Genomic DNA, 13550 nt, shown 5'->3' on the forward strand with positions numbered 1-13550 from the left:
AAAAAAGTTGGATATAATAAGAATCTTTTCTCTCCTCCGATAACAGTAACCCACTCTCTATTTCGTCAATTGTAATAACAATTGACTTTTTCGTTTACTCGTAACAATGGCCCTCTCCGTAAAAACATGATAATTATTATCTCGAACAACCCGTATGATTTCACGATAATATCCAGCTGCAAGCTTCATCGATAACGCGCTTTTAGGAGGATATGCATCTATATAACGCATACCTTCATTAAACCACTCATCTGCTTGATCAGTTAATGCTTCGATTACTTCTCTCAGTTCATCATTAACAACCTTATTTTCCCACTCTCGTTCTTGATACTTATACTTTTCCATAATTTCAAGTGGTACATACCTTCTACCAAGCTTCTTATCTGCACCAATATCTCGAATTATATTAACAATTTGCATGGCTTTACCTAAAGAAATACCAGCCTCTATTAACGTTTCATCCGCATCACTACGCAGGACTGGAATTAACATCTCACCAACTGAACCAGCAACCCTGTAACAATAGTCTTCTAATTGGTCCATTGTCTGGTAAGATGTACGAATATAATCTAAACGTTGACCACTAATTTGAATATAGTAAGGTTCCTTCGGCAAATCATATTCTTTTATTACCCAACGTAAAGCCGGCCAGATAAAATGTCCCTCTGCCGTGTCTAAATGGTCAAACAGCCGTTCTAATTCATCTAATGAATAAGGTGAATTTTCAGGCTCATCAACTGCATCATCAATCATTCTACAAAAGGAATAAATGACATATACAGCCTCTCGTTGTTTTTTGGGCAAAAATTTAAAAGCGTGATAAAAGCTAGATGAACCTTTTTTCATCATGGCTTTACATGCTAACGCTATATTCTCATCTAACATTTCTCTCCACCTCTCTCTCAAAGTGTTGACTCAGCAATCTAGCACCTTGCATGACAATTGGAATACCGCCACCTGGGTGCACAGACGCACCAACTGCATATAGACCTTTAATAGTAGGGTGGATAATTTGAGATCTGAACCCTCCTGATTGTCTTATCTCCGGTGCGACTCCAAAACTTCCTCCTTGAAATAATCCTTCTACTTCAGCATCTCGTGGAGTACGAACATCCTTCCATTCAATTGCTTCTAGTAAACCAGGAAAACTAGCACGTTCTACCCTACTAATTTGAGTATCTATTAAATGTTCGATAGCCTCTTGATCATCTTCCATACTAGAAGGTACTGGGATTAGCATATAAAGAACACTCTTGCCTGGTGGTGCAGCGTCTTGGTCAAGTGTCACTGGATTAAACATATAACATGACGCATCATTTGGCACCTTACTCTTTTCTGTCACTTTTTTCATATAGCTATCGAAATCCTCTGATAAGAAAAATTGATGCGGAATTGCATTTTCCCATCTTTTCTTAACCCCTAAATAAACCAGCACACAGCCTGATGAGGGTTTAACCTTCTTCTTTTCTATATGTTTTTTTGGAACAAGTGACTTGATCATTGGATAGTCCCCGTTATAAACAATTGCATCATACGAGAAGATTGTTTGGTCTATTCTAATCCCTGTAGCACGGTCCTTTTCTACAATAATTTCATCTACAGCTGTTTGTTTATGGACAGCAATCCCCCGCTCTACACAAGCTTGTTCTAAAACAGGTATTAAACTTGCATAACCACCCTTCACATACCAAATACCAAATGCATGCTCACTATATGAAATTAAACCGTATAGTGCTGGAACACGATGTGGCGCGCCCCCAATGTATAACGTTTGTAATGCATATGCATGACGCAAACGAATATCTTTAAAGAATTTAGCTAAATAATTGGTAACACTTTGATAGGATTGCGACTGCAAAATAAATTTAATATTTTGATAGGATAGAAAATCCCGTTTACGTCCAAAGATACGAGATAAAAAGGCTTCTGTACCAAACTGATAAACCTTCTTCATTTCATCCGTATAATGAAGAAAACCCTGTTTATCTCCAGGAAACAATCTTTCAATTTCCTCTAGTTGTTTTACTTGATCACGCCATTTTCGATAAATCGTTCCATCTGGATAATGAATATCGTAAAGCGGATCACAAGGAATGAACTCAATTGCTTCTTGATCAATTCCTGCCTCACCCAAAATTTCACGGATCATATCTGGCAACAGTACGATGGTAGGTCCCTGGTCAATTGTAAATTCACCGTTTGACTGAAAGACTACTCTTCCTCCCAGTCGATCTTCTTTCTCATAGATGCTTATCTTGTGACCTTGTTTCTCTAATAAAAGTGCAGCAGTAAGTCCTCCGATTCCAGCTCCAACAATAGCGATCTCCATTATACCTGCTCCTTCGCTTTGGCAATATCTCGTTTAATACTTTTCGTTACTTTCGTTTCGTATTGTTTATTCAATAGATCCGAACTAATCATTGCTGACTGAAAAATAGTCGGCAAGCCGCTTCCCGGATGAGTTCCGCCACCAACTAAGAAACAGTGATCAACATCTTCAAATTTATTATGCGGTCTAAAATACATCATTTGATCTAAATTATGCGCTAAATTAAAAGTCGCACCTCGATATACGAAATAATCATTTTGCCATTCTAAAGGAGATACAATTTTTTCCTCCTCGATATGGGTTTTAAAGTCACTAATTCCAGTCTCAAGCTCTAAGCGACGGATTATTTTTTCTCGTAACCTCGGTTTTTCTTCTTCCCAATCTATATTCGCATCTAAATTAGGAACAGGCATTAACACATATAACGCAGATTTCCCTTCTGGTGCCATCGTAGGATCCCGTTTGGACGGATTATGGATATAAATAGATGCATCATCTGAAATTCGGCCTTCCTTCGTAATATCATCAACATTTTGTTTGTAATCATCCGCAAACAGTACCATATGATGAGGCAAGTCAAGTTTTTGATCAATACCTAAATACACCATGAAAGTGGATAAAGAAAAACGTTTTTTATCTACCTTTTCTTTTGTATGTTTTTTTAATTTATCTTGGTCGAATAAATTCGCCATCGCATAACCATAATCGGCATTAATTACGACATCATCAGCAAAAATACTTTCACCATTTTCTAACAAAACACCTGTTGCACTTCCTTCTTCAACTAAGACATGCTTGACACCTGTTTCAGTGAATATCTCTCCACCGAACTCTATAATTACACGCTCCATTGCTGCACAAACTTGGTTTACTCCTCCAATAGGATGAAATAAACCATAACGGTGTTCTAAAAAAGATAAAATCGTAAATGTACCCGGACAGTCCCAAGCAGACATCCCAAGATATTTAGATTGAAAAGAAAAGGCCCATTTTAAACGTTCATCTTTAAAATACTTTGATAGACGTCCATATACTGTATCTAAAGCATTTAACTTAGGTAATGCTCGCCACATTTCTTTGGTAAAGAAATCACTCCATTTTGTGAACGGCTGCTTTAACAATGCAATAACACGATCAAATTTTTCTCCTTCATACCGAAGAAATCTTTCATACCCTTCTTCATCACCTGGAAATAACCGTTTAATTTCAGCTTTTGTTTTTTCAGGATCTTGGCTAGGTAAGAATGTCACATCGCCAAACTTGAGTGTATAGAGTGGATCAATTTCTCGCATATCTACATAATCATGCAAATTTCGCCCTGATTTCACAAATAACTCTTCCAACATCTGTGGCATCATAAAAAACGTCGGACCTAAATCAAATGTGTAATCCCCTACTTGTAATTTTGAAGTGCGCCCTCCAATATGCGGTTGCTTCTCAAATACCTTTACTTGATAACCCTCGGCACTTAGACGCATTGCTGCAGCCAAACCTCCTGGACCTGCACCTACTACTATAACTTTCTTCTTCATCCAATCTTCTCCTCTTCACTAAAAAGCTAGTTATTCATGCTGAATACGCCGTGACAAATCTATTACTCTAATTATATAATATTTGTATAACTTTTGTATAGATTTTGGATTACATATAAAAATGGTATACTAATAGTACAAATTTAACTGTCTTGTAGAAAAGAGTGGGAAACATGTATGGCATTAAAAAAATATCTGAATTGCTTGGCGTTTCACCTATCACTTTACGTGCATGGGAAAATCGCTATGGTGTAATAACACCAACCCGAACAGAAGGGGGTACTAGAATTTACTCCGAGCAAGACCTAAGTGATTTAAAATGGATTCTAGATGAAAAAGAAGATAAAATGATTTCAATCCGACAAGCGATGCTTGCCTTTAAAGAAAAGCAAGCATCGCAAACTAGCTTTACATCACTCTCTTCTTCGGACATCAACTTCTCCAATTTAATAGATACTATTTACGAAGCTCTTATTGAATATGATGCAAGCACAGCTACAGAAATCGTCAATTCAGCCTTTGCAAATTTTGACTATGAAACTGTCTTTCATCAAATTTTCATTCCTATTTTATATAATGTTGGTTATCAATGGGAGACGGGGAAGCTAAGTGTTGCACAAGAACATTTTATTAGTCACTTTATACAACGAAAAATTCTGCGTTTTTTTGAAGATACGCAAAGTGAACAAGGAAATGTTAAAGCCTTGGCAATCTGTCCTCCAAATGAATTTCATAATATAGGCTTACTACTATTCTCATTATTTCTCAAAAAAAGAGGCGTTGATGTTATATATATCGGAGAAAACACGACAAAGGAAAGTATTAAGTCATTAATTCAGATAAACCAAGTTCGGTTGATTTGCTTTTCTGTTACATTGGATTCTCATATCCATTACGTTGTAGATTTTATTGAATATCTTGAAAAGCAGCCCGTTAAATTAGACTATTTAATTGGTGGACATGCAGCTAATCAACTACCAAAGGAATATCAGAATCATGTACTTACTGGTGAACTAGAAGATTGGGAAAAATGGTTTCAAACAACGCATTACCACAAACAAGAAAAACGACGTAATGTGAAAATTTAATTCATTACGCTAGTCAATAGATTTATTAATTTCAATTTATATTCTCTCTGAAAGGCGGCACTTCTAGCCATGACATGCTATTCCCCCATTTTATCAATTAAACCATTCTGGGTATTAGCATACACTAACTCCCACTTAAATTGCTTCGTTTCACTTCCTATTTTGCAGAGGAAGTCTTATGGACGGTTACACCGGGATAAATGTGTTAAAATGAAAAGGATTCTAATAAATGGAGATGAACTGAGAATGAACAAGAAACTAATAGATCGCTTTACTACATATGTCAAAATTGATACGCAATCAAATGAAAATAACGATACTTGTCCATCAACAGAAGGACAATGGACACTAGCTCACATATTAGTTAATGAGCTAAAGGAAATTGGTATGCAAGATGTAACGATTGACGAGAATTGTTATGTAATGGCTACACTGCCTGCTAATACGGAAAAAGAAGTTCAAACCATTGGATTTCTAGCACATATTGATACTGCAACAGACTTTACCGGAAAAAATGTTAAGCCTCAGCTTATCGAAAATTATGATGGAAATGATATTATTTTAAATGAATCTTTAGGTATCCTATTGAAAACGAAAGACTATCCAGAAATTAAAAAATATCAAGGACATACATTAATAACAACAGACGGCACAACATTACTTGGCGCGGATAATAAAGCTGGTGTTGCTGAAATTATGACAGCAATGGATTACCTTATCAAACATCCAGAAGTGAAACACGGAAAAATTCGTGTAGCTTTTACTCCCGATGAAGAAATTGGCCGTGGCCCTCATAAATTCGATGTAAAAGCATTTGGAGCTGACTTTGCTTACACCGTTGACGGCGGTCCTCTTGGCGAACTACAATACGAAAGCTTTAATGCCGCAGCAGCTAAAGTCACTTTTAAAGGAAACAACGTACATCCAGGAACAGCTAAAAATAAACTAATAAGTGCTACAAAGATTGCTATTGCTTTTAACAGCAGACTACCTGCTCAAGAAGCACCTGAATTTACTGACAAACATGAGGGTTTCTATCACCTTCTTTCCTTTCAAGGGGACGTAGAAGATGCTAAATTATACTATATCATTCGTGACCATGACCGAACCAAATTTAGTGCAAAAAAATCAGTGATTGAAAAACTTGTAGCTGAATTTAAGAAGAAGCACGGAAACCAAGCTGTGTCCCTAGAAATGTCTGATCAATATTACAACATGCGCGAAAAAATTGAACCGGTACGTGAAATAGTTGATACCGCTTCAGACGCAATGCAGAATTTAGGTATCGAGCCACTAATTCACCCTATCCGTGGTGGTACAGATGGATCACAACTTTCATTTAAAGGACTACCTACACCAAATCTATTTACTGGTGGAGAAAACTTCCACGGTAAATATGAGTATATATCAGTTAACAATATGGAGAAGGCAGTTAAAACGATTGTAGAAATTAGTACACTGTTTGAAGAAAGAGCATAAAATAAAAGCCAACTAGCGATTAAACGCATAGTTGGCTTTTATTTTAATCATTAAGATACTTTATTCATCTTCTGGTGGCTCTATTAATTCTTCACCATTCTTTCCTTGGTAGCGCAAGCCCCATCCTGTCAATGCCGCTATTAGCATAACAATCACTAAGAACCAACCCTGAAAAACAAACGGAAAGACTGCTGTTGGTGCTACAACTGGAAGCCACTCATACGTTTCTTTCATCATATTAATAGTAGACCAACCGAGTAGAACTGGTGCACCCCAAGGGAAGATATATCCTAAAGCTGATGTAATCGCATCAAGCATATTGGCCCGTCGATAGCTATGAATCTTATACTTTTCTCCTATTTCTTTAACAAACGGAGCCGCTGCAATCTCTGCAGCCGTATTAATTGTAATTGCACTATTCAAAAGCGCCACAATTGCCCAAATAGAGAGTTCAGCTCGTCTGACAGATTTCTTAATCCACTTAACTAACGCTCCTGTTATAGCCTCCATCGTACCACCTAATTTCATTAAATGTGCAGCTGCTACAATTAATAAAATTAATATTGCCATGTTCATGTAACCGGTAATACCATTTATTAGTGCTCCTTCAACAATTGCATCTGAATCTGGATTAAAAGATATGATTGCTTCAAAAGAACCGATTGGGAAAACAACAATACTAACAATTGCTGCTAGAATCCCCCATGTTAAGGAAGTAAGTAAATGATGACCAGATAAAGCTAAAATTAATACAATTGCAAATGGAATTAACATAAGTAAACCTGTTGGACTTGTAGATTCTCCAATCACCGTTTCATTAGTTAATGCGTTACCTCCACCACCAAAGATGGCAAATAAAATAACTGTTGGAATTGCTGCTGCAATTGCATACTTAAATCTACTACGTACGACTCCAGGAACATCAGCATCCTGTGTAGTAGCGGATACAATTGTTGTGTCAGAAACTGGCGCTAAATTATCACCAAAGACAGCACCAGCTAAAATTGCTGCAAATAACATCGTCGGGTCAGCCCCTGTAGCAACGCCCGCCGGATACATTAACGTACAAAATGCAACAGTCGTACCATAACCTGTCCCAACTGCAGTTGAAAATACTGCTGCCAAAATAAACGTTAACGCAACGAATAATCCACCGGTAAAACCTGTTACTGCCCCAACCCAGACAAGTCCCTCGACTAAACCACCTACTTGTAAAACCTGGGCAAACATTCCGGCGTAAAACCAAGCAACCATCGCAACCACACCAATTGGTTGCGTCAAACCTTCAAATAATCCCTGTGCATAATCAGCCCATTTGCTTTTACTAAAAAACAAACCTAGTGTAAGACCAATTACTGCACCCATTACAAGACCCACTTCTGATGATAATTTTAATACACTAGTGGTAATCGCCCACACCACAAAAAATAGTAAGGGAACAGCTGCTCCAAATGCTCCTAATCGGAAACTTAAGGTTCTGACTTGAGCATTTCCCGTTGCACGTGCTAGTTCTTCATTACCCTGTTGCATAATGCTCCTCCTTTGACCACGGAATATATTAATCACTCATATGAGATATCTTATTTTATCATAATCATACGAACTTTCTGAAGACTAAAAAAAACAATTTGATGACATTTTTTATACTTCATTTTACTTGTTAAATTATATAGGAAAAGAAATCTAACAAGTAACTTATCGTTTTGAACGTTTCTCATTCGATTTCTTTAAGTGTACGCTTCTAATAATACGAATAACCGGTCGAATCAATAACTGAACACTACCTATTAAAAAGAACCATGTTCCAGCAAAACTAGTAGTTTCTTTAAAAAATAGAATACTTCCAATAATAAACCACAACGCTATTAAAATATCATTTACATTATAATAGAATTCATATCGACGACTAATTTTTATCTCATGTTTTCCAAAAAAAACGTCTATATCAGTTGGCATCTGACTTTTCATTAAAATTCACCCCCCATCTATACTTATTCCCTATCTTTAACACCAATCTGAGTAGTTACTATTAAAATAAAAAAAGCCTATAATAGGCTTTTCTTACTGTAATGTTGAGGCAACCTTTTGCATCTCACTTTGTCCAAGCGAACCTTCTATTGTAATCAATGTACGCATACGCATCCAAACTAATTGAGCTACCCCATCATTAAAAGCAAAATATGTTGCTTCTTGTCCATTAACATCAATAGTAGATACAACAGCATCTTCATTATTTACAGTTATATTAGCAGAAAACTGTTCACCCATAATAGGTTCCTGTCCTATAGTGACTATTTCTTCTTCACTTTGATAAGATAAAATCACCTCTTCTTGTGGATGATCATTAAATGTGATGACCGTAACATCAGACAATATATAGCCATCCGGTACATAAGTAGGTTTTAATAAGGAAAAGGTAACCACTTCTTTCGCTTCCTCAAAGCTCATTGATTCTTCTAACGGGATCAACTCTTTTACCTCTATTTCATCCTTTGACGGGACTGGTGGCAGATCCTCTGCCTCTATAGGTTCATCAGACAATTGATTGGTTACCTGTGTTGTTGAACCTTGTTTAGTAACAAAATAGTCTGTAAACCAACCAAATGCCTCCCCATCTTTTATATGAAAAAACAGTGAACTGATAATCAAAATAACAAGTATACTAGCCACACTTAGCATTTTGTTATTTATTCTACGCGAAAACCAATTTGAAACCTGCTGTTCTGTTAAGTCTGCATTAATTCGTTCCCACACTGTTTCTTTTGAAAGTGGAGCTTCTGGGGGCTGATCATAATCCTTTTTTACAATGTCTTGAACAAATCGATCATTCATGATGTCATTTTTGCTGGACTGCTTCATAACGGTTCACCACCAAATAAATGTTTACATGACTCGTCTTGTTTTATGAGTTGACGCAATTCTGATTTCGCTCGATGAATACGTGATTTAATCGTTCCTTCTTTTAAGTCTGTCCACTTCGAAATTTCCTTATCTTTTAATTCATGGATATACTTTAAAATCATTACTTCTCTATATTCAGGTTTAAGCTCTGCAATTTTTCCAATAACAGCTTCTTGGATAATACCACTTACAACTAGCGTCTCTACTGAAGCTGCGATTTCATGTTTCGATTTTACATGCTCTAGCACCAAATCCTCTGTAGGTATACCATTCCAAGTATTTTGTTTGCGAATCAAATCAATTGCTGTTCTTGTTGCGATTGTTGATAGCCAGGAACCCAACTTATCTCTACTTTCTAAATTATCAATGTGTTTATAAACCTTCACAAACGTATCTTGGACAATATCTTGTGCTAAATATTTATCTTTAATAACAAAATAAGCATCTCGATACACACGGTCATAGAATAGATCATATATAAGACGGAACTCTTGCTCAGATAGTTCCAATTTTTTTATGTGTTTTTTTACTTTCACTCCATCACACCTTCGCAACCAAATTGAGCGTCCACTAAAATTTTCTATATTTATTCCCTTAGTTTATCACAATTTAATTATCAAAAGGTAATATTAGTATTTTAAAAGGGGATTTTTTACACTCTTACAAGTTGATGTAGAGGATATGTAATTTTCTTTATTCTTCTTGTTAAAAGAAAAATAAAGAAATCGATGAGAGGCAACAGACAAAAGGTTTATTGGCACTATTCTTCTTAATTGTAAGTGGTATTTTAGGGGATTGAAGGATTAATTATGTTGTTCGGCATTTTCTGTCATATTTATTAAATCGTCTATTTTCCTGTCTAAACGTTTAACTCGATCAAGAGCGGTTTCATAATCAATTTCTCGGTAATGGTGTGCACCACCAGTTTCTTCATCTGAAGTATCCGCTTCTGCAACGATTTTTTGTAATGGCCTTAAATGCAATTCTCCATCTGGTAAATACGAATCTGTGTGCAGTAAAATTGCCAAAGCAATTTCTTTTGCATCTTGCAAATTCTCGTTACACCTTACTAATAACTTATGTGCTCGTTCTGCTCCTTTAATTGCATGAATATCATTTTCTTTATAAAGTTCAAAGTTCCATTCACCATTTTGATACCATTTATAATGACCAATATCATGTAAGAGACCTGCTTTTGCTGCAAGATCTGGATTCACATTCTTTTTAACTGCTATATCAACAGCTTTTTCGGCAACTGTGATGGCATGTTCCATTCCGGATCTTCCGACATACTTTTGAACAATTGGATGAACAAACAGCTTTTCTATAGTGACATTTCTCATTTTCTCTACCTCCTAATCCTAATTCAAAAGAAAAGTATTTTGCTAAATAAAATAGCATAACTCAATTTAAATTGCAATATTTATGCTCGATTTTACCTTTTGAAGTTGTTAGATTATGTTACTTATAAATACGAGAAATCAAGCATATAGTTAAGTAATTAAAAGAATATAAAAGAATCTCAATATATTTCTTTACTTATACGTATTATTTGGTATTATATAGAGGAATTCATTTATATTTAAACATTTTTGTTTTGAAAGGGGCTAGTTGAATATGTTATTATTTCTTCTTTTAGCTGTTATATTAATTACTTTTAAAGTCATTTCCTTGATTGACAGATTAACTACACGCAACAATAATAAACCATTCATGGATACAGATCCAACACCAATAATATTCGAATCAGTTTCCTAAGTCACTATTATGGATGATGACGTCTTTTGAATTATACTCAAAAGACGTTTTTTATATGCTACATTATAAATCAGAATTCATTAAGCAATAGGTTTTTCTTTTGCTGACGAGACTTTGTTTCTCTAGAATCTTAATTTCGGTTGTTACATCTAACAAAATAGGATGCACATACGCTTTACAAGCGAATATACATCCTATTTCCAACTTTTAGTTAATAATCACTGGTTCCTAATTCATCTTTTATAATCGCAATACCAGAGCTTGCTCCCAGTCTAGATGCACCAGCTTTTACCAACGCTATCGCTGTTTCACGATCACGTACCCCACCAGAAGCTTTAACACCAATATTTGGTCCTACTGTTTTACGCATTAACGCGATATCTTCGACAGTTGCTCCTCCAGTCGAAAAGCCAGTAGAAGTTTTTACATAATCAGCCCCAGCTTGTACTGCAAGTTCACATGCTTTTACTTTTTCTTCATCTGTTAACAAGGACGTTTCAATAATAACCTTTACTAATGCTTTGTCTTTTGCTGCAGCTACAACAGCTTTTATATCTGTTTCTACAACCGTATAATCGCCACTCTTCAACTTGCCAATATTAATAACCATATCAATTTCATTAGCACCTTTACGGATTGCGTCAGAAGTTTCAATTGCCTTTACTTCTGATGTAGTTGCTCCTAAAGGAAATCCAATAACAGTACATACTTTAACGTCTGAATCGCTTAAAGCTTGATTGGTTTCCTCTACCCAAGTAGGATTTATACAAACAGAATAAAAACCATGTTCTTTTGCCTCTTCACATACTTGTAATACTTGCGCTTTCGTCGTATCAGCTTTCAAAATTGTATGATCAATCTTATTAGCTAATTCTTCCATGTTATCAATCCTTTCACATTGAAAATGTTTTATATATCCAATCTACCAGAGTTCCACCAAAATATACACCCGCAACTCCTAAAACCCCTGCTAAAACTGGTGGAGCTGGTAATGGTAGCCGTAAAAACTTAAATACGATACCAATAATCATGCCTGCCACTAAACTTAGAAATAATTCCTTCATTGTTATTCTCCTTACTTATCTTTTGATGACTTTATTTTGCGCTATTGTCCCAACAACAATACGCCTTAAGCTGTTCCTATAACATAATAATAATAACATACATCAATCTATTTGATACTCAAAAACACAGTATATTAAACAAACTGAAACTCCAATTAGTGCGGATTTTCACTCTCCATCACGGCTTATTAGTTAAATCAATTGGATTGTTAATCTCCTCTTAATCCCGCTTAAACCGTTTCAATCCCGTCAATTTTGAAGTGAGATTTTTGTTAAAGGTTTGAATCGGAATTAAAAAAGCACCATAGCAGGCTCACTATGGCGCTTCCGTTTCCTTATAAAAGTTGTCCAAATACATAAGTAATTAAAAACCATATAATACCAAAAAATATAATTAGATAGGTAGTATATTTTATTAACGCTACACCTACCTTACTCGAATCAGATTTCTTCTCTCTCTCTTCTCTATTTCTACATCTTTATTTTGTTCCATATTCTTATCATCTCCTTAAATATAAAGCTCATCTATAGTAATTAGTTACCCTTTACATGCTTTTTTAAACTGAAAACAGATTCTACGTATAATCTTTTTCTAATTGTAAACTCTAACTATTATTGAAAATAAAAGGCGGGATGAAATGGAAGAACCTCAACAAGAAACCTTTGAAAATTTTTTTGATCAAGCTATTTTTGACTACAAAGAAGGAACAAGTCATTTAAAAGAGCATTTACCTAAGATCACCCAACATTATATGGATTTTACAGATGCTTGTTTTGAAGGTGGTTCTATTGCAGAAAAAGAAAAACAACTTATTGCACTTGGAATCAGTATTTATGCTCAAGACGAATATTGTATTATCTACCATACGAAAGGTGCCATTGAGCATGGTGCTTCTGAAGAAGAAATTACCGAAACTATCGGTGTAAGTGCTGCATTAGGTGGAGGCGCCGCATTTGCACAAGGCGTTACTCTAACAATGGAAGCATATCAATATTTTTCACAACAAACACATTAACTTTTGAGCCTTCCTTAACCGAAGGCTCTTTTTTATTGTTTATTAGTAAGCCGCATTACCCTGTAACATCGCAAGTGATAGAAACTGCGACGTAACATACCGCCTTGGAAGTATACTCCGCTTTCCGTGGGCACGGCTCATAGCCGTCAAGCTAAGGATAAAATATAGAAAAACAAAACAGTGTCCAAACAACTTTTTACTAAATATTGAATTATTTTACAACAAGGTAAATAAGAAGCGTTTCCTGCTTTATTGCGGAAATTTTATACAGTTGTTCTATGCTGCTTTAACGGTTCTTTCATACGCAAGATTTAGAATATCAAAAGGACTCTTATGCTTATAGCGATGATCTTTCCTTCCATGCCTGTAGACATTTTGATAGA

13 protein-coding genes are annotated in these 13550 nt (G+C 35.6%); 3 read left to right on the top strand and 10 right to left on the bottom strand.

Annotated features, from left to right (window positions below):
• Positions 1 to 57 precede the first annotated feature (57 nt).
• The 3 genes from D2K62_RS16125 to D2K62_RS16135 are packed head-to-tail and all read right to left on the bottom strand — an operon-like array spanning position 58 to position 3861.
• On the bottom strand, positions 58 to 885 hold the full coding sequence (locus D2K62_RS16125) for a phytoene/squalene synthase family protein (protein ID WP_112179496.1): 828 nt from the start codon (positions 883 to 885) through the stop codon (positions 58 to 60).
• Complete coding sequence (locus tag D2K62_RS16130; RefSeq protein WP_117161757.1) at positions 875 to 2329, bottom strand: phytoene desaturase family protein; 1455 nt, start codon at positions 2327 to 2329, stop codon at positions 875 to 877. The genes D2K62_RS16125 and D2K62_RS16130 overlap by 11 nt, the downstream gene beginning before the upstream one ends.
• The gene (locus tag D2K62_RS16135; RefSeq protein WP_117161758.1) at positions 2329 to 3861 is read right to left on the bottom strand and encodes a phytoene desaturase family protein; all 1533 of its coding nucleotides are present in this window, start codon (positions 3859 to 3861) and stop codon (positions 2329 to 2331) included. The genes D2K62_RS16130 and D2K62_RS16135 overlap by 1 nt, the downstream gene beginning before the upstream one ends.
• A gap of 173 nt (positions 3862 to 4034) precedes the next feature.
• Between D2K62_RS16135 and D2K62_RS16140 the strand changes: the two genes are divergently transcribed.
• Together D2K62_RS16140 and pepT are read left to right on the top strand one after the other, a co-directional pair.
• Entirely contained in the window at positions 4035 to 4949 is a 915-nt protein-coding gene (locus tag D2K62_RS16140) for a MerR family transcriptional regulator (protein WP_112179490.1), read from the top strand.
• A 246-nt stretch (positions 4950 to 5195) separates the two neighbouring features.
• Positions 5196 to 6428, top strand: coding sequence for a peptidase T (gene pepT / locus D2K62_RS16145; RefSeq protein ID WP_112179488.1), 1233 nt, complete (start codon positions 5196 to 5198; stop codon positions 6426 to 6428).
• A 60-nt stretch (positions 6429 to 6488) separates the two neighbouring features.
• Here pepT and D2K62_RS16150 read toward each other — a convergent pair whose 3' ends face one another.
• The 7 genes from D2K62_RS16150 to D2K62_RS16180 form a co-directional block, all read right to left on the bottom strand.
• Entirely contained in the window at positions 6489 to 7958 is a 1470-nt protein-coding gene (locus D2K62_RS16150) for a Na+/H+ antiporter NhaC family protein (protein WP_112179486.1), read from the bottom strand.
• Between the two features lie 165 nt (positions 7959 to 8123).
• Entirely contained in the window at positions 8124 to 8396 is a 273-nt protein-coding gene (locus D2K62_RS16155) for a YrhK family protein (protein ID WP_112179484.1), read from the bottom strand.
• A gap of 93 nt (positions 8397 to 8489) precedes the next feature.
• On the bottom strand, positions 8490 to 9287 hold the full coding sequence (locus D2K62_RS16160; protein ID WP_117161759.1) for a DUF4367 domain-containing protein: 798 nt from the start codon (positions 9285 to 9287) through the stop codon (positions 8490 to 8492).
• Positions 9284 to 9865 (bottom strand): RNA polymerase sigma factor, encoded by a 582-nt coding sequence (locus D2K62_RS16165; RefSeq protein ID WP_157967898.1) that lies wholly within the window; start codon positions 9863 to 9865, stop codon positions 9284 to 9286. Before D2K62_RS16165 ends, D2K62_RS16160 begins: the two co-directional genes overlap by 4 nt.
• A gap of 267 nt (positions 9866 to 10132) precedes the next feature.
• A complete protein-coding gene (locus tag D2K62_RS16170; protein WP_112179477.1) occupies positions 10133 to 10672 on the bottom strand; it encodes an HD domain-containing protein in 540 nt (179 codons plus the stop codon).
• A gap of 626 nt (positions 10673 to 11298) precedes the next feature.
• Positions 11299 to 11967: a deoxyribose-phosphate aldolase gene (deoC, locus tag D2K62_RS16175; protein ID WP_112179474.1), complete on the bottom strand. Its 669-nt coding sequence runs from the start codon at positions 11965 to 11967 to the stop codon at positions 11299 to 11301.
• Positions 11968 to 11980: 13 nt separating this feature from the next.
• Positions 11981 to 12151, bottom strand: a complete 171-nt coding sequence (locus D2K62_RS16180) for a XapX domain-containing protein (RefSeq protein WP_112179472.1) — start codon at positions 12149 to 12151, stop codon at positions 11981 to 11983.
• Positions 12152 to 12789: 638 nt separating this feature from the next.
• On the opposite strand from D2K62_RS16180, the gene D2K62_RS16185 reads away from it, so the two are divergent.
• Positions 12790 to 13167: a carboxymuconolactone decarboxylase family protein gene (locus tag D2K62_RS16185; RefSeq protein ID WP_112179470.1), complete on the top strand. Its 378-nt coding sequence runs from the start codon at positions 12790 to 12792 to the stop codon at positions 13165 to 13167.
• Positions 13168 to 13550: the final 383 nt, after the last annotated feature.

The sequence above is a fragment of the Paraliobacillus sp. X-1268 genome, from assembly GCF_003426095.1.
Classification (GTDB): Bacteria; Bacillota; Bacilli; order Bacillales; family Amphibacillaceae; genus Paraliobacillus_A; species Paraliobacillus_A zengyii.